The sequence below is a fragment of the Faecalibacterium sp. 9 genome, from assembly GCF_048320955.1.
GTDB classification, from domain to species: domain Bacteria; phylum Bacillota; class Clostridia; order Oscillospirales; family Ruminococcaceae; genus Faecalibacterium; species Faecalibacterium wellingii.
Genome location: NZ_JBLWGB010000001.1, coordinates 1,299,314 through 1,316,723, shown reverse-complemented (window position 1 = coordinate 1,316,723; position 17,410 = coordinate 1,299,314). Strand labels below are relative to the sequence as shown.

General features: G+C 52.8%; 17 protein-coding genes and 1 tRNA gene. 4 read left to right on the top strand and 14 right to left on the bottom strand.

Annotated elements, in window-relative coordinates; genetic code table 11:
- Positions 1-42: 42 nt before the first annotated feature.
- The 7 genes from rfbB to ACKXF9_RS06245 all read right to left on the bottom strand — a co-directional run bounded on the left by rfbB (position 43) and on the right by ACKXF9_RS06245 (position 8,185).
- Positions 43-1,107, bottom strand: a complete 1,065-nt coding sequence (gene rfbB / locus ACKXF9_RS06275) for a dTDP-glucose 4,6-dehydratase (RefSeq protein WP_097776439.1) — start codon at positions 1,105-1,107, stop codon at positions 43-45.
- 3 nt (positions 1,108-1,110) lie between these two features.
- Positions 1,111-1,545: a hypothetical protein gene (locus ACKXF9_RS06270; protein WP_418265592.1), complete on the bottom strand. Its 435-nt coding sequence runs from the start codon at positions 1,543-1,545 to the stop codon at positions 1,111-1,113.
- Between the two features lie 9 nt (positions 1,546-1,554).
- A complete protein-coding gene (rfbD, locus tag ACKXF9_RS06265; protein WP_418265591.1) occupies positions 1,555-2,472 on the bottom strand; it encodes a dTDP-4-dehydrorhamnose reductase in 918 nt (305 codons plus the stop codon).
- Positions 2,473-2,493: 21 nt separating this feature from the next.
- Positions 2,494-3,381 (bottom strand): glucose-1-phosphate thymidylyltransferase RfbA, encoded by an 888-nt coding sequence (rfbA, locus tag ACKXF9_RS06260; protein ID WP_249238165.1) that lies wholly within the window; start codon positions 3,379-3,381, stop codon positions 2,494-2,496.
- A gap of 327 nt (positions 3,382-3,708) precedes the next feature.
- Positions 3,709-4,518: a glycosyltransferase gene (locus tag ACKXF9_RS06255; protein WP_418265590.1), complete on the bottom strand. Its 810-nt coding sequence runs from the start codon at positions 4,516-4,518 to the stop codon at positions 3,709-3,711.
- A gap of 63 nt (positions 4,519-4,581) precedes the next feature.
- Positions 4,582-7,005, bottom strand: coding sequence for a glycosyltransferase family 2 protein (locus tag ACKXF9_RS06250; RefSeq protein ID WP_418265589.1), 2,424 nt, complete (start codon positions 7,003-7,005; stop codon positions 4,582-4,584).
- Positions 7,006-7,135: 130 nt separating this feature from the next.
- Positions 7,136-8,185 carry a SpoIID/LytB domain-containing protein gene (locus ACKXF9_RS06245; protein WP_418265588.1) on the bottom strand — a complete coding sequence of 350 codons (1,050 nt, stop codon included), beginning with the start codon at positions 8,183-8,185 and terminating at the stop codon, positions 7,136-7,138.
- A gap of 461 nt (positions 8,186-8,646) precedes the next feature.
- Between ACKXF9_RS06245 and ACKXF9_RS06240 the strand changes: the two genes are divergently transcribed.
- Positions 8,647-8,725: transfer RNA gene (locus ACKXF9_RS06240), tRNA-Leu, on the top strand.
- 59 nt (positions 8,726-8,784) lie between these two features.
- On the opposite strand, the gene ACKXF9_RS06235 is transcribed toward ACKXF9_RS06240, so the two are convergent.
- From ACKXF9_RS06235 to ACKXF9_RS06210, 6 genes are all read right to left on the bottom strand, one after another.
- Complete coding sequence (locus ACKXF9_RS06235; protein WP_418265587.1) at positions 8,785-10,281, bottom strand: tyrosine-type recombinase/integrase; 1,497 nt, start codon at positions 10,279-10,281, stop codon at positions 8,785-8,787.
- A 122-nt stretch (positions 10,282-10,403) separates the two neighbouring features.
- Positions 10,404-10,652, bottom strand: coding sequence for a helix-turn-helix domain-containing protein (locus tag ACKXF9_RS06230; RefSeq protein ID WP_120021027.1), 249 nt, complete (start codon positions 10,650-10,652; stop codon positions 10,404-10,406).
- A 126-nt stretch (positions 10,653-10,778) separates the two neighbouring features.
- Positions 10,779-11,600 carry a DUF6551 family protein gene (locus ACKXF9_RS06225; RefSeq protein WP_120021028.1) on the bottom strand — a complete coding sequence of 274 codons (822 nt, stop codon included), beginning with the start codon at positions 11,598-11,600 and terminating at the stop codon, positions 10,779-10,781.
- On the bottom strand, positions 11,591-12,262 hold the full coding sequence (locus ACKXF9_RS06220) for a type II toxin-antitoxin system PemK/MazF family toxin (protein WP_418265586.1): 672 nt from the start codon (positions 12,260-12,262) through the stop codon (positions 11,591-11,593). Before ACKXF9_RS06220 ends, ACKXF9_RS06225 begins: the two co-directional genes overlap by 10 nt.
- Positions 12,263-12,395: 133 nt before the next feature.
- Positions 12,396-12,623: a hypothetical protein gene (locus ACKXF9_RS06215; RefSeq protein WP_015565159.1), complete on the bottom strand. Its 228-nt coding sequence runs from the start codon at positions 12,621-12,623 to the stop codon at positions 12,396-12,398.
- 356 nt (positions 12,624-12,979) lie between these two features.
- Entirely contained in the window at positions 12,980-13,471 is a 492-nt protein-coding gene (locus ACKXF9_RS06210; RefSeq protein WP_120021030.1) for a sigma-70 family RNA polymerase sigma factor, read from the bottom strand.
- A gap of 549 nt (positions 13,472-14,020) precedes the next feature.
- On the opposite strand from ACKXF9_RS06210, the gene ACKXF9_RS06205 reads away from it, so the two are divergent.
- Positions 14,021-14,353, top strand: a complete 333-nt coding sequence (locus ACKXF9_RS06205) for a helix-turn-helix domain-containing protein (protein WP_120021031.1) — start codon at positions 14,021-14,023, stop codon at positions 14,351-14,353.
- A gap of 189 nt (positions 14,354-14,542) precedes the next feature.
- Here ACKXF9_RS06205 and ACKXF9_RS06200 read toward each other — a convergent pair whose 3' ends face one another.
- Positions 14,543-15,166, bottom strand: coding sequence for a winged helix-turn-helix domain-containing protein (locus ACKXF9_RS06200; protein ID WP_120021032.1), 624 nt, complete (start codon positions 15,164-15,166; stop codon positions 14,543-14,545).
- Between the two features lie 323 nt (positions 15,167-15,489).
- Here ACKXF9_RS06200 and ACKXF9_RS06195 point away from each other — a divergent pair, with 323 nt between their 5' ends.
- Both ACKXF9_RS06195 and ACKXF9_RS06190 read left to right on the top strand, forming a co-directional pair.
- Positions 15,490-16,041, top strand: a complete 552-nt coding sequence (locus tag ACKXF9_RS06195; RefSeq protein WP_120021033.1) for a TetR/AcrR family transcriptional regulator — start codon at positions 15,490-15,492, stop codon at positions 16,039-16,041.
- A 2-nt stretch (positions 16,042-16,043) separates the two neighbouring features.
- A complete protein-coding gene (locus ACKXF9_RS06190) occupies positions 16,044-17,369 on the top strand; it encodes an MATE family efflux transporter (protein WP_418265585.1) in 1,326 nt (441 codons plus the stop codon).
- The last annotated feature ends 41 nt before the right edge of the window (positions 17,370-17,410 follow it).

The window sequence follows — 17,410 nt, the reverse complement described above, 5'->3', positions numbered from 1 at the left end:
TTTGCAGCAGCCCCATATGAGGGAGCTTTTCTCTACAGTCTGTTACTTATTCTTATACATATCCTGATAGTAGTTCTGGTAATCGCCGCTGGTGACGTGGTCCATCCACTCCTGATGGTTCAAGTACCAGTCGATGGTGAGCACGATGCCCTTCTCGAAGGGGGTCTCGGGGTACCAGCCCAGATCGTTCTTGATCTTGGTGGGGTCGATGCCGTAGCGGCGGTCGTGGCCCAGACGGTCAGCAACGTGCTTGATGAGATCCTCGCTGATGCCCTCGTCCTGCAGACGGTCGTGCAGCTGGTTGATGATGGTCTTGACGATGAAGATGTTGGGGCGCTCGTTGTGGCCGCCCACGTTGTACACCTCACCGATCTTGCCGCCGTTGGCCACCATGTCGATGGCCTTGCAGTGATCCTCCACATACAGCCAGTCGCGGATCTGCATACCGTCGCCGTAGACGGGCAGCTGCTTGTGGTGCTTGACGTTGTTGATCATCAGGGGGATCAGCTTCTCCGGGAACTGGTAGGGGCCGTAGTTGTTGGAGCAGCGGGTGATGTTCACCGGCATACCGTAGGTATCGTGGAAGGCCATAACGAACATATCAGCGCTGGCCTTGGAAGAAGAATAGGGGCTGTGGGGGCACAGCGGAGTGGTCTCCATAAAGAAGCCGTCCGCACCCAGAGCGCCGTACACCTCATCGGTGGACACCTGCAGGTACTTCTTGCCCTCTTTCCAGGTCTTGGCGTCGGCGTCGTACCATGCCTCCTTGGCGCGCTGCAGCAGGTTGACGGTGCCCATCACGTTGCTCTGCACAAAGATCTCGGGGTTCTTGATGGAGCGGTCCACATGGCTCTCGGCGGCAAAGTTGATGACGTAATCGAAATCATACTTCTGGAACAGGCCTTCCACCAGCTCCTTGTCGCAGATATCGCCCTGCACGAACACATGGCGGGGGTCGCCCTCCACGTCCTTCAGGTTTTCCAGATTGCCGGCGTAGGTCAGCTTATCCAGATTGACCAGCAGGATCTCCGGGTACTTTTTGAGCATATAATGCACAAAGTTGGAACCAATAAAACCGGCGCAGCCGGTGATCAGATAGGTTTTCATAAATCAATTTTCCTCTATATCGTTTGTATCCGCCACAGCTTGCGCACTGACGGTGTTGTTGTCTCTGGCTTCTTCCTCTGCATGATAGTGCTTTGCAATCACGCATAACTCTCGGTTCATGGCATTGATCGTCCTGCTCATTGCTTTGGTATATTCTGCCAGACCGCTGCTCATGTTGCTCAGTTCTTCGTGGGTGGCTCTGGTATACTCCACCAGCTCTGCAAAAGCGTACATCGCCCATGCAAGGAACATCTGCAACATCCAGAGCACCACAGCAGCTACCAACCCCAGCACAATGGCTGCAAAGAAACTGAAGTATTTCAGCCCCTCATAAACATAGCCGTACAGCATGACCGAAAGCACAAACGCCAGCACACACTGCACCTTTGCAAGGAGCTTCAGGGCCTTAACAGGTCTGCTAAAAATCGCATCCAACATGATACATCATCAGTCTTTCATGCCGTTGTCGCCGTCCCAGTGGGTGAAGAAACAGGCCAGCGCATCCTTCCAGTCGCGCACGTCGTTGCCCACGGTGCAGCGCAGCATCCGGTTGTCCAGTGCGCTCCACTTGGGGCGGTCGGCGCTTTCCGGGTGCTTTGCCTTGTATTCCTCGCTGGTGCAGGGAGCCACAGCAGCATCCACGCCGGACAGGCGGATGATCTCGGAAGCGAAATCATACCACGAGCAGATGCCCTCGCCGGTGCAGTGGTACAGGCCGTACTCGTGGGTGACGCACAGCTGCAGGATCTCGTGGGCCAGATCCACCGCATTGGTGGGGTTGCCGCACTGGTCGTTGACCACTTCCAGCTTGCCGAACTTTTTGCCTGCGTTCACGATGGTCTTGACAAAGTTCTTGCCGTAGTAGCTGTAGAGCCATGCGGTGCGCACAATGAAGTGGCGATGGCAGAACTGCTCCACATACTTTTCGCCCATGAGCTTGGTAGAGCCATAGGCGCTGATGGGGCCGGGAATGGTGGCTTCGTCCTGTGCAACGCCGCCGTTCTCACGGCCGGAGAACACATAATCGGTGGAGACGTGCACCAGTCGTGCACCGGTCTTTTCCGCAGCCTGTGCCAGATTGCGGGGGCCGAGGGCGTTTGCCTTGAAGGCGGCATCATGGTTCACTTCGCAGCCGTCCACATTGGTGTAGGCAGCGCAGTTGATGATGACATCCGGACGGTTGCGGCGGATGAACTCGTCCACCATTTTGTAGTTGGAGATATCCAGATCCGGCAGGTCCACGGCGATCACCGTGGCATTGAGCAGCTTTTCGGGGATGGGGCCGATCTCGCTGCGGCCTTCGTGCAGCTGCTTGATGATCTCGGTGCCCAGCTGGCCATTGCAGCCGGTAACAATGATTTTCATATGGGTACGCCTCTCTTTTGCTTAGTAGCGCAGCTTGCCGTCTGCAACATTCTTCAGGTGCTGGCCATAGGGGCTCTTGCCATAGCGCTCAGCACTTGCCATCAGGGTGTCGCGGTCGATCCAGCCGTACTTGAATGCGATCTCTTCCGGCGCACTGATCTTGATGCCCTGACGCTTCTCGATCATGCGCACAAAGTCGGCTGCTTCCACCAGACTGTCCATGGTGCCGGTGTCCAGCCATGCAAAGCCGCGGCCCAGCAGCTGAACATCCAGCTCGTCCTTCTTCAGGTACATGTCGTTCAGGGTGGTGATCTCCAGCTCTCCGCGGGCAGAGGGCTTGACCTGCTTTGCCATCCGGACGACTTCCTTGTTGTAGAAGTACAGGCCGGTGATGGCGTAATTGGACTTGGGATGCTGAGGCTTCTCCTCCACGCTGAGCACCTTGCCGTCCTTGTCGAACTCCACGATGCCAAAGCGCTCCGGGTCCTGCACATAATAGCCGAACACGGTGCAGCGGCCTTTGTTTTCCGCATTGGCGGCGGCGGTCTTGAGGATCTTGGAGAAGCCGTTGCCGTAGAAGATGTTATCGCCCAGGATCATGGCGCAGCAGTCGTCGCCAATGAACTCTTCGCCCAGAATAAAGGCCTGTGCCAGACCGTCCGGGGAGGGCTGAACTTTATACTGTAGATGGATGCCGTACTGGCTGCCATCACCCAGCAGCGCCTCAAAGCGAGGCGTATCGGTCGGGGTGGAGATGATCAGGATATCCTGAATGCCTGCCAGCATCAGCGTGGACAGAGGATAATAGATCATCGGCTTGTCGTAGACCGGCAGCAGCTGTTTGCTGGTGACCATAGTCAGCGGGTAAAGCCGTGTGCCGGCACCGCCGGCGAGAATAATGCCTTTCATATTTGTGCACTCCTTTAAAATAGATTGAAAAGTTGTGCAGCTGTACGCCGCCCGGACGGAAGACCGCCCGGATGACGTATGGATTCAAAGCGGAGCTGCGTCCGCTGTAAACGATTTTGGGGCTGCTCTCCCCTGCCCGGAACAGCAAAATAGGATAGCAGTTCACTTTATTTTACTATCAAATCACACAAAAAGCAAGAAAGAACGGCTTTTCCGAAAAATTTTCCGGAAAAGCCGTTCTGAAACTCCTTCAGTCTCGCATTTGTTCCGCCCAAAAGGCCCCCTCTCCGAGGGGGCTGGCAATGCCGCAGGCATTGACTGGGGGAGTTACCACGCAAAGCCCCACTTGGAAAAATAGCGCAGCAGGCTGTGCAGCTGCCACAGAAAAGGCTTCAGGCTGCGGTGCGCGGCGCGGTGCCATGCATGGATGGCGGTGTACTGGGGCACCAGATACGCCTTGCCCCGGGTGCGCATCTTCTGGGTCAGGTCGGCGTCCTCCACATACATGAAGTAGTCCTCATCAAAGCCGCCCACGGCCTTGAAGGCTGCGGTATCCACCGCCGAGAAGCTTCCGGTGCAAAACTCGATCTCGGTGGGGCTGGTCAGGTCCCTGTCTGCCATCAGATAGTGCTCGTTGTACCTGGCCCAGAATTTCAGGCAGGGCAGCTGGCGGTACACCATGGCCCGCACGCTGCACCGGCGCAGCGGCAGACGCTGGGGCCTGCCGTCCGGGAAGGTAAGTGCGGGCCGCGCCATCACTACACCGGGGTGCGCCGTCATCCAGTCCGCAAGGTCACTGAGGGTGTCCTCCGTCAGCTGGATGTCCGGGTTCAGGATGAAGTGCACCCGGCTGTGCAGCAGGCTGAGCACCGTGTTGTGTCCGGTGCCGAAGCCGCCGTTCTCTGTGCGGCAGAGCACCTCCACCTTCTGGTCCTCGCGGATGTGCAGGGTGCCGTCCTTCGCGGCCTTGGCAAGGCGCTGGCCGCTGCCGTCCGGGCTGGCGTTGTCCACCAGATACAGTGTCAGCGGGTGGCGGCGGGTGCAGTCCAGCACGGTCTGTGCCGCCCTGAGCGCTTCATCCGCGCCGTTATAAACTACGATACAAGCAGAAAGCTCCACCGGGGTTCCTCTTTTCAATCAAAAATTCCTCATAAAGCTCGCCCTTCGGGAGAGCTGCCTGCACAGCAGACTGAGAGGGTTTTACTCCAGCGGTTTGATGTCAAAGCTGAAGTCCTCTTTCATCAGGTCAAAGTTCGGGTTCATGCAGGGGTCACCTGCGGCCAGCTGCTTTGCCCACCGCTTCTGGAAGCGCTCCACCTCTGAGATAAAGCGCTTGCGCTTGACCGGGTTCTCGTCCAGACCACGGCTCTTGCTCTCATAGTGGTACAGCTGGGCAAAGGGGGTGAACACGTTGGTATAGCCTGCCTCGCGCACGCGCACACAGAAGTCCACATCGTTGAAGGCCACGGCAAAGCTCTCGTCCAGACCGTTCACCTGCTCGTAGACGCTCTTGCGCACCATCAGGCAGGCAGCAGTGACTGCATACACATCCTGTGCATAGACCAGACGTCCCATATAGCCGGGGTGGCCCACCGGGAAGTTCTTGTGCATGTGGGCCGCAAGGGTCAAAAAGCCGAAGCCGATGCCTGCGTGCTGGATGGTGTTGTCCGGGTAGAGCAACTTTGCGCCCACGCAGCCTACACGGTCCTGCTGGGCGTACATGAGCATTTCTTCGATCCAGCGCGGAGAAATGACCTCCGTATCGTTGTTGAGCAGCAGCAGGTATTCGCCGGTGGCCTCCCTTGCGCCAAAGTTGTTCAGGGCGCTGTAGTTGAAGCCGGTGCCCTGCCATGTGATCACCCGCAGGTTCCGGTGTTCCTTCTGCAGCCTTTCATAGCAGCGGAAGGTGGCAGGCTCCCTGCTGTTGTTCTCGATAACGATGATCTCGAAGTCCTCATAGGTGCTCTTGCGGCAGATGGACTCCACGCAGGTACGCAGGTCGGAGGAATGGTCGCAGCTGGGGATCAGGATGCTGACCCGGCCCGGCTTTGTGATGGTGTAGTCCGTCTTATAAAAGCCCGGCGTGCCCGGGATCATGGACACCTCGTCCACCGGGATGCCCATACGCTCGTAGTGGGCATACAGGGCCTTGACCGCAGCTTCCAGACAGTAGGTCTTGGCCGAAATGTTGCTTGCCACGCTGGTGGGGCTGGAGCGCCAGTAGTACAGCAGGTGCGGGATATGCACGATCTTGTGCGCCTTTTCGGTCAGGCGCAGATAGAGGTCGTAGTCCTGACTGCCGTTGAACGCAGCGCGCTCATCGCCGCCCACAGCGGCCAGCAGCTTTGCGCTGAACACGCTCAGATGGCAGATATAGTTGTTGGAGCGCAGATTGTCCAGCATATAATCCGGCTTGAAGTGGTAGACAGTCAGGTGGTCGATATCGCCCTCAAAGGTCACTTCATCGGTGTACACAAAGTCTGCACCCTGTTCGGCAATGGCCTGTGCCACGTACCACAGAGCACACGGGTGCAGGATGTCGTCATGGTCCAGCAGGGCGATAAACTCACCCGTTGCCAGTGCAAAGCCCTGATTGGTGTTGCCCGCAATACCCTCGTTCTTTTCCAGCTTCCGGTAACGGATGCGGGGGTCTTCCGCCGCACGGGCTGCTACGGTCTGGCCCACGGTCTCGTCCTGACCGGCGTCCACAAGGCAGAGCTCCCAGTTCTGATAGGTCTGGTTCTGCACCGAGTCCAGCAGCTCCACCAGAAACTGCTGCGGCGTATTGTACAGCGGCACCACGATGCTGATGCGCGGCGCGGCGGGCTGGTCGGCCGCCTGCCTTACCAGCAGCTCTACGCTGGCAAAGCGGTCGGCGCGCATGGTCCTGCCCGGGAACAGCTTCGCATATTCCTTTTTGGCCTTTGCCTGCGCACGCACGCCGGAAATGCCCACCCGGCGCAGCTGGCCCAAAAAGACGAACGGCGGGAAGGTGTGTGTCAATTGACGGCCCTTGCTGACAAAGTAGCGCAGCGGCCAGCTCATCTTCCAGAAGGTGGAGCTGGTCACATTGTTCAGCGTCTTTTCCAGATCCTTCTCGTGGCTGCGGCTGAGGGAAAGGTCGCTGCGCAGACGCTCCAGCTGAGCCGTCTGCTCTTCGCCGGTGCGTTCGGCCTGCTGCATCCGCTCCCGCAGTTCATCCAGCGTCATTTCATAGCCGGCCAGCAACTGCTGCACGTCCTGCACTGCACTGCTGCGGCAGAACAGCGCGGTCTGCTGGGCTTTGCCACGGTTCTTCCACTCAAAATCACGGTAAAGGCCCTGTGCGGCCAGCTGCTTTGCACAGTCAGCCATGGCCGATGCATCGGTGCACACCAGCAAGACCTGTGCACACTGCAGTGCGGGCAGGTCCACCCATTCCGGGTCCTCCACCACCAGCAGGGCAGCGGTGCCCAGTTCTGCGTTCTCCGGCAGCAGCTGTGCGCCGGTCTTTTCCAGTTCTTCGGCCAGTGCGCCGCTGCCGCCCAGCACCTGAATGCTGGCGGGGGTCAGCTCCCGCACGATGCGCTGCGCCAGTGCACGGCAGCGCTCGGCCTGTCGTTTGGTTTCTTTTTCCTGATCCATTCCGATCTCCGCTCCTATGGAACTTTTTTATCTTAAAATGATCTCTCAAAAAATCACATAATCTATAGTATACCAAATCCGGCACGATTTGAGAAGGTTTTTGCCGGATTTCTTTGCCGGTTTCCGCTGTTTACCAGTGGAACAGTCTGTGCAGCCAGCCAAAGAACCCATCACCGGAACTGCTGGAAGCGGAAATACCTGCACCGGTGTAGTAGTGGCGCAGGATCTCCCGGTAGCCCATGCCCTGCTCCTGTGCGTAGCCCACAGCACCGCACTGGCTCATGCCTACACCGTGGCCGAAGCCGTAGTAGGTCATGCAGGGCGTGCCGCTTTCGTCCGCGCCAAAGTCGAAGCAGTAACGGGAGGAAACGAACTGGCCGATATAACGGTAGCTGCGGCCATTGGACACAAAGGTGTTGTACTGCACAAAGCCGCCCAGATCCTTGTGGGTGGTGTCGGCGCTGACGTAGGGCTCACCGGTGCGGCTGTCGTTGTACTCTTTATAGGTATAGTCTTTTCCGATGACCCGGCGCAGCTTGTTGTGGTACTGCTCCTCGTAGGGGCTCTCCACGCTCTGCAGATACGGCACATCGGTACCCCATGCGTCCCGGCTGGAACAGGTACCGTATACGCCGGTCTGGGTGTTGTAGCCTGCACTGGCCGACCACACGGCGTCGCAGACGCTGCCGTTATAGGTGAGCACCTCGTTCTTCACCGGCTCCACCGCCCTGCGGATCGCCTCCCGTGCCGAGGACGGGATCTGATCCACCGGGGTGTAGATGAGGGCATTGGACGAGGAGCCGTACTGCTTGTGGTATTCCAGATAGGAATGGATGGCCACAGCCTGTGCCTTCCACGCCTGCTGGGCGGCGCTGGCACTGACATAGCTGCCAATGGACCCCAGCTCGGTGTAGGTGATGCCCACCAGACAGTCCACCAGATCCAGCGTGACGTTGCGCCGCAGGCCCTGTCCCTTGATGTTCAGGTAGGGCATGGTGATGGTATCCGAAGAGCCGAACAGCCACGCAAGGCAGTTTTCCTCCTCGGCAGGGATCAGGGTGGTATCCGCCCCGCCAATGGTGACCGCTGCCGAAGCCGCCGGGGCCAGTACGCAAACGCACAGTACAGCCGCCAGCACAAACGCCGCCGCGCGGCGCGCAAACCGATGCAGATGTTTCAAAAGTGATCTCCTCCTAGTATCCCATGTTTTTTACAGTGTAACACAGCCTGCGCCCGTGAGCAAGGACTGGACTTTCGTTTTTTGCTTCCGGACAAAAAGAAACCGGAGGGCTGCTCCCTGTGCAGGGCGGCTCTCCGGCAGTGTTTCCGGCTGACGGCGCAGGGTGCCGCCGTTCTCGGCAGACGTTCGATTTTTGCAGCTGCAGGAAACTCAGTCTTGATTTTGTTCCGAAAATCCGCTATAATAGCAATGTTCTTTCAGAATCATGATATCAGCCGATGTGTCGGAATGGCAGACGATGTAGACTCAAAATCCGCTTCGTGGTTTCGTGTACGATTCTGAAATTGTCACGAAACTGCGATGAAATTTGAGTAGTTTGTGAGGAGAGATTTTCTACATCCCTCCTGAACATCCCTCCAACTTCCCAAACACGGTGCTAAAGAACATTAAAATCAATATCAGCCGATGTGGCGGAATGGCAGACGCAAGCGACTCAAAATCGCTCGGGAAACCATGTGGGTTCGAGTCCCACCATCGGCATCAATGAAGCAGTTCAAGCTATTTTTGGCTTTTGGACTGCTTTATTTTTTTACTAGGGCTCATACTTTCGTGTTCTCCGGGAAAATATTGACGATAGCATTTGCCGAAGATACCTTACTGGAGAAGTCCAGATGGGTATAAATATTGCTGGTGGTGCTGATATCACTGTGACCAAGCCACTCCTGAATTTCTTTCAGGCTTACGCCATTGGCGTAAAGCAGGCTGGCGCAGCTATGGCGCAGATCGTGGAAACGGATGCGCTTCATCTGATGTGCTACCAGAAAATCCGGGAAATGTTGGCTCAGAAAGTCGGGGCGAATACGCCGCCCCATAGGGTTCACATAAATATAGTCGAGATAGTCCGTGCAGTAGTCTTTGCCACAGACCTTCCGGTTCAACTCCTGCTCCTTTTTCATCTTATTGAGCATTTGCTCACAGGCAGGAATAAGGGGAAGTGTCCGACAACTGGACTTCGTTTTGGTTCTATCACGAGCGACTTCGGTCATAACACCATCAACCTTTGTGGAAACGACTGTATGCTGGATACTGATTGTTTTGTTCTCAAAATCGATTGCGTCCCATTTCAGACCAACAATCTCACTGCGGCGCAGTCCATAGAACGCAGCCATGATGACACTAAATTCTGATGGATCACCCTGAATCACTTTGAAAAGCTGCTCCAGCTCCTCCGCCTTATAGACCTCCGACTTGAACTTTTCCTTACGAGGACGTTCAACGCGGTCTGCCGGGTTGGAACGGATCATACCGATCTGAAAGGCATACTGTAAGCATTTGCGGATGTTGGCATGATAGTGAATAACGGTGTTTGCCGTAACGCCACGATCCAGCTCATGCTGATAGAAGTCTTGGATGTACTTCGGATGCTGCTCAAGATCTTGCAGGGTATAATTGAATGGCTTGAAATAAGGAATGATCCTGCGTGTAATTACGATTTCATAGTTTGCATAGGTCGTGATTGCTACACGCGACTTCATCATTTTCAACCAATCCATAAAGAAATCGGTGAAAAGTACCGGGGAATTATCAAGGCATGGGTCAACCTCTTTGATGGGGTTGACTTTCAGCCAGTTGCTGTCAATTGCGTACTGAAAGGCATCGGATAGTTCCTTGTGCCAATCCAGAAGCTGCTGAACCGTTGCTTCCTCCTGCTGGCGTTCATAGCGGAAAAACGTTTCCAGATCGCGCGGAGCGAGAGCTTTCAGGGACAACTGCTTCTTTTCAAAGTAAGGCATGATAACTTTACCCATGTCATAAGCATATCTGCCGTAAGTTTCGGGAGGAAGGCTCATTACACTTTCCCGAAGCCAGCGGGTGAAATACTCCGATACAGGAAGGTCGCAGACCTGCTGCATCGTTTCCGGGTTGAACTCCTTTTGTGTTTGACGCAACAGGGATTCAGCCCGCTTTTTGTTTCCCTTGACGGGAAGGCCAGTGCTGATTGATTTGGTTCTGCGCTTTCCGGTCGTGTCCTTCCAGCTTAGAATCATCTGATATGTACCGTTTTGTTCTCTCAGGTGTCCAGCTACATTTATCATATTAAGGCTCCTTTCTGCCTGTAGCTAAACGCCGCTCTCTTAGGCACCCATAGTTTAGAATAAACGAGGATGCTTTGCAAGGATGGCGCAAGGGATTTTAGGACGCGCATCCCTCCTGATGGTCAAGTTTGATTGACCAGATACTCTACAACGCAGAGTTTCGGGATTTTGTAACTGCGCCCCACACGAGCAGAGCGAATCTTGTTTTCCTTAACAAGCAGATAAGCATTCTTGCGGCAGATGCCCAGCATTTCCTGAAGAATCTCAACCGATACGACATCAGGATATTTTTTGAACATGGTCAGATATTTCTCTGTCTGACGAGTATGTTCGTCCTGCTGAATCAACGTGCAGGATGCAATTTCACTCATCGTAGTTCGCTCCATTTCAGTTCAATATGTTCATTATGTTTATAAGGCACAAGAAGATACTATATGTAATATATGGGCGGCATTTATACAGATGCCGCCCATATTGCCAAGGGGATATGCTTGATTTTAGAACTTCATCGGCAGAGCGTCCTTGCGACCTTTGCCGTTGTAGGCCATGTAGATGGGGAAAACGTATTTCTTCCATCCGGGCAGCTTGGCGGGATTATCTCTGCCGACACGGTAGATCTCCATAGGATGGACGCTGCCCAGCGCACGGACGAGCCGTTCTTCGCTGAACTCACCATGATACAGTTCCACGAAGTGCATCACGCCCCGCAGGACAGATGCACGGAACGAATCGGGCTTACCGTCCCACGCAGCCACGATCAGCCGCAGGGATTCGCAGTAGATCTTCTCGCCCATCTGGTTGTACAGCTTGAGAGCGGTGCCCACGCAGCTGATACGGTAGTCGCTCAGCTGCAGGCTGTCATAATTGAACGCCAGACCCACCCGGTTGGTGGCTGCGAGAAACGCTTTGGACGGAGCATCGCCGCCCACGACCTTGGCGCGCAGCTTGATGCCCGCCGTCAGGGGTGCGGAGTGGCCGTTCTGCTCAGCAAAGAACAGGGCTTCCTGCTCCATCGTCAAGCCGGTGTAGACCTTGCAGAGAATCGGCAAATCCTTGCCGCCATTGCGGAGAATGCGCCCCTCGATGGTGTGCTGACCGTCCACCACATAATATCTGCCGTTGCGGAAGCTGACTTTCGGCTCGTTGGCGATATACTCGTTAAAGTCGGTGGCAATCAGTTCCACCTGACTGCGATGTACTCGCCGCTGATAGACCTCACGAGGATAGATCAGCTTACTACTGTGAATCACCATCATCTGGTAAGGCGGGGTGATATTGAAAGAAGCGGCAAAATTGTTCGTGTCGTTTTTCAGGCGCATCGCATTTCCTCCTTGATTCGCCAAATGTATTTTTCGGCTTCGGTCAAAATCTCAGCCACCTGCTTCTTACGCTTCGGGCTGGTGAGCAGGCTGGGATTAAAGGTGAAGCTGTATTCGAGCTGCTGGATCATGGCATGAACAGCGGATTGCAGTTCGGTGTATAACATCATTTCTTCGACCGTCCCTGCGTCCTCAAAATCGGATTTGATGGGCGTGTAGGGATAGACAGGCGGCTTTCCATCAACCGTTTCAGGCGGCGCGTAAGCTGCTGTGGAGCGGATGATTGGTTTCAGCTTCTGGATGCTCCCCATCGGGTTCAGGGCAAGGCTGATCTTCACAGCATCATCGACCCGGCTCATTTCTTCCGGGGTGAGGTGTCCTGCAAAATTCTGGACACGGCTCTTGTCAATGGTGAAGATCTGCTCAGCTTGAACGATGGAAGGCTCCAGCTTTTCCGGTTCCACCAGACAATGGGTCGGCTGCGCAGCTTTCTTTTCTGTCTTACTTGTCAAAGTCGCAACGATCAAAGTCGGTGAATAGGTATTGCCCACATCGTTTTGCAGGATGACCGCAGGGCGGGTTCCGCTTTGCTCGGAACCTGTGCTGCTGTCCAGTCGAATGAAATAGATGTCTCCGCGTTGGAATTTTAAAGTTGATTCCAATTGCGAAACCTCCGTTTGGATATGTAAGAAGCCCGCTGTACCTCCTAGGCAGCGGGCTTCTGTTAAAATATGAAAGCGGTTTTATTTATACGGTACGAATCACCTCCCCGGTGATTGGAATGAAGCACCCGCATCAGCGGTGCATGACAACGTAATCGTGACCGCGCCGGGTCTGGCAGACGGTGCATACATCCATGCTCTTGTCTGCGCTCGGCACAAGAGCGATTTTGAAAGCCTTAGCCTCTACGAAATGCCGCAGACAGGTCGCACAGAGGGTTCGGATGGACTTGATCATTTCCGGGGTCAGTTCCATCTCCTCGTATATCTCCTGTTCGCGCACCGTAGGATTCAACTCATCCATTTGAGTAGTCCTCCGTGTTTGAAAAAGTGAATGGCGGATAAATATGTAAAAGAACAGGAGTGACCGAAGACCAAAAACAGCATTCGGCCGCTCCTGATAAAATATGTTAAGGTCTCGCATATTCGCCCTCGGCTCCCTGCGAGTGGGGAATCATTCGGCAGCGGACTTGTACCGCTTCATTGGCATTTCAGCCACCCCGCCTACATTCTGACCGGGCCGCGAATTACGGAAGTATCATTATCGAAGTACCGAACAACTGAACTCTTCAATTTTCAAGGTTCGTGAGTGTGGACATTTTGCCAGCAGTGGGAGCCGCTTTTGAAATTGTCCCCTCACTTGGTAGGCATCGAAAATGGTCATTCTACACCCTGAAAATAAAAGTTCTTCAAAAATTTAGTGATTTTCAAAATTCGCTTGCTTATATTTTGCTGTGCAATGCGATATGCTTTCGATAATTCAACAGTGTTATAACCTTCATAAACATACAAGGTTAAAATTTCCAAGTCCTCATCGTTCAGGTTTTCGAGAGCAAAGAGTAATTTTTCATCTTCAATCCCTCCAATCCATGTAAAGCGGCTCTTAGTTTCGTGGTAGTGTTCGGTAATGGAAATGGCTTCCTTATACTTGTTCATAAGGGGCGAATAGGATTCTTCGCCCTGCTCAAAGGAAGGGGCAGCAATCTCCTGCGTATGGTTCTGGTAAGAACGCGCAGCATTGAAAACAGACCAGTCATACTCATACATTGCCTGAATTGCTTCGCTGCTCATGCCAGCGTCCTCATACTGTTTGCGAATGATAGTCCACTGACGGTCAAAGTTCTTTTTTTCCAGGCCATAGTTGAAGCCCATGTTAAACCTCCAAATTTTCGATAAAACGTGAAAAGTCGAAAATTCGAAGTTGCTAGGGATACCGTGCGGCCAGTTCCAGCCACGAAAAACGGGCAAAAAGAAACATGAAGTGTCCTTTCCGCCGGATGCGGAGGTTGAGGACACTTCACTGCAGGACAGTTTGCGGGCTTTTCTTGGCAACAAAAAAGAGATGCACTAAAGAAAAGGGTACCGACACTGTTTTCCATCCGAAGATGGAAAGCGGTATAAGTATCCTCAGCCCTTAATGCATCTCAGGCATTCGATATTTTTTGTGTGAGTTTTGATAGCAAATAAATAAGCTGCAACTCACTTCAAGAGCTGCAGCTTACCGTCATAAGATATTTTTAATGTGAATATTGCTCGGTTCTTTGCAGAACCTAAATATCCAATCTATACAGATTTTCACCTTTGTCACCTCTTTTTGGGTTGCCCGTGTTTAGCAAGTAATCTTGAGATCACTTCAAGTCACTCTTGTGGTGATTTATCAAACTACCGGAACGAATTAGAATGAATATGAGGTGAGCTTTGATGAACAATCCACTGGATGAGTTTGGTGCAAAAGTTCGTGCAGAGCGAGAAGCCAGAGGTCTGACCCAGAAGCAGCTTGCCGAAAAATTGGGCATGAGTCACCGCACTGTTATGCAGGCGGAGATCTGCCGCAGCAATCCAAAGATGGAAACGGTCATTCTTCTGGCAAAGGAACTGAACATCAGTTTGGATGCACTCGTGTTCCCAGAAACGGCAACGCCGAATGCAGTGCCAAAGTGTGTTTATGACTTCTTTCGCGGAAAGACAGAGAGCGAAGCCGAAAAGCTGATCGACATCTGTCGGCGAATCGACGAACTGAATCATGCAAAGTAAGGCATCGGATGCTGTGAGCATCTGGTGTCTTTCTTTTTGCAAAGAAAAAAGCAGCGAAACATGACGTTTCGCTGCTCTTGGCGTATCATCATGTGAATTAGGAAAAACTCTCCCCATTTTCAGGTAGATGATACCAAATGAATTCTTCGATATGGTTTAGTCTTGCATAAGGTTTGCCCAAGAAAATTCTTACGGTTCAAATTTATAGCCGATGCCACGGATGCTCTTAATCAGGTCTGCAACATCCGAGAAATGTTTCAGTTTCTTTTTAAGGTTGCTGATATGGCTGGACAGTGCATTACGAGAGTAAAAAGCAGAATCGTTATGCCAGATGGCATCCATCATCATTTCATGCGTGAATACCTGCTTCTGGTTCAGCAGAAGCAATGCCAGAATATCAAACTCTTTTTCCGTCAGGTCAACAGCCACGCCATCAATGCTCACCGAACGCTGTTCAAGGCAGATTTGCAGATTTTTGACCTTGATCACAGTGGATTTGTGTTCGCATTGCAACGGACATTCTTCGGGAATGCGCACTTCGCTCTCCGTAGGCTGCACATAGTTACAAATTATATCAGGAGAAGTAACAATGATTGGAATCGTCTGGATTTTCTGCAGCGTTTCAATCTGTTCCTCTGAAACCGCCCTTGTACAGATCGCAACACAGATATAATTCCTGTTGCTGAGCATACAAACTGCGTGATCAAAATCATCTGTGCAGTCCAGTTCCAGTCCAAGCTGTTTCCAAATGCCGATTTTGGCGATGGTGGCCGTACTTTGTGTATATCCAATTCCCAATACATGAGATGCCATTTGCTTTTAACCTCCGGGTTCTTTTGATAATGCTGCTATTTTAGGAGATTCACCGCCCTTCAAATTAAATACTTTTAGATAAATAATCTTTTATAAGTATAAACGCTACCACCGTCACCGTCAATTTTAATAAGTTTGCATTTTATCAAATATTGCAGAAAGGTTATATGGAACAAACTTAATATTTACATTATTGAATCTATGATTGCGAGGTTGGCATACGGAACCGTAAACGCTATACAGACCTCTTGACAAAATCCAGCAGAAGAATAAAATAAATGCAGTTATTGATAAATTGATTTATCGAAAGAAGTGACAGAACAATGCCTGCAAAGAAACAGGTGACAAAAGAAATGATCCTTGGTGCAGCCCTCCGGGTGCTGATGGAAGGCGGAACGGAAGCTGTCAATGTAAAAAGCCTTGCCGCAGAACTGGGATGCTCTACCCAGCCGATTTATCTGTCGTTTGACAATATGGATGCACTGCGCAAAGAACTGATTCCAACAGCAGTGAACAAGTTTGTCGAACTGATGCAGAAAGAGTGCGGTTCAACACGGGTGCATCTGTACGGCATCGAGTACATTTGTCTTGCCAGGCAGCAGCCGGAACTGTTCCGGTTCTTATTCATGAGGTCACAGGCATTTGCCGAAATGAAACAGGTGCTTTTGCCCATAATTGACCGTACCATAGACGAACTGATGGAGCAGTACCATCTTGACCGAGCCGCCGCCGATGAACTGCACGACCAGCTTTGGATGCACACCCATGGTATCGCAGCCATGATTGCGACAGACTACTGCGATTGGGATATGAGCAAGGCTCAGCGGATGCTGAACCGCTGCCAGAAAGCTCTTGTGAGGGAATACGAGGCGTAAAAATGTTTTCCAACAAGGATTTAAGAAATCTGATCTTTCCACTGTTCATTGAACAGTTTCTTCTGATGTTCGTGGGAATCGCGGACACTTTTGTGGTCAGCTTTTCCAGCGAAGCGGATGTTTCGGGCGTATCGCTGGTGACGTCCTTTAACACGGTGATGATTTTCCTGTTTACGGCTCTTTCGGCGGGCGGTGCGGTCATTATCAGCCAGTATATCGGCTGTGACGATAAAAAGATGGCGTCCAGAGCTGCCGGTCAGCTGCTGACGATTTCCTGCCTGATTTCAGCGACCTTGACCATACTCATCCTGTGTTTCCGCAAGCCGCTCCTGCGGCTTCTGTTCGGGCAGATCGAGCCGGATGTCATGGCGGCTTGCGAATCCTATCTGTTTATCACCACACTGTCGCTTCCAGCCTTGGCGGTTTATGATGCTGGTGCCGCCCTCTGCCGCAGCATTGGTAAGACCAATGTGACCATGTATATCTCCCTTGTGACCAATATCATCAATGTGGTGGGCAACTGCGTGGGTGTGTTCGGACTGCATCTAGGAGCGGCTGGTGTGGCTTGGCCATCGCTCATTTCTCGCACCCTTTCAGCGGTAGCCGTTACCGCTTTCTGCTTTCAGAAGACAAACGCTGTGCAGTATCACGGCCCGGATATTCTGGCATGGGATGGCGGTACGCAGAAGAAAATCATGGGGATTGCACTGCCCAACGGTCTGGAAAACGGGGTGCATCAATTGGTCAAGGTAGCCCTTTCCAGCATGGTTGCATTGTTCGGCACCTACCAGATCGCAGCAAACGGTGTGGCGCAAAGTATCTGGTCGCTAGCATCTATTATGGGGCTGGCAATGGCTCCCGTGTATACCACGGTCATTGGGCAGTGTATGGGCGCACGGGATATTGATGCCGCCAATTTTTATTTCAAAAAGCTGAATCGTATCACGCTGGTACTGTCGATTTTGTGGAACGCCTTTGTGTTCGCCCTGACACCGCTCATCGTGCGGTATTCGGCTATTTCGCCGGAGGCAAAGTCGCTGGTCATCTGGCTGGTACTTATCAACAACATCTTTAACGGTCTTGCCTATCCTTTTGCCGGGAGCTTAGGCAATGGCCTGCGCGCAGCAGGTGATGTCACCTTTACGATGGTCGTTTCCATTTCGTTGACGATTGGCGCACGGCTGCTTTTCTCGGCCCTGTTTGGTCTGTATTTCGGCTGGGGTGTTATCGGAGTTGCCATAGGTATGAGCATGGATCTTGTATTCCGCGGTGCGATTTTCATTTGGCGTTATAAATCTCAGAAATGGACAAAGTTTCAGTTGATATAAGCTTTTTCTATCCGAGTGCATCTACGAAAAATCCCATGTCC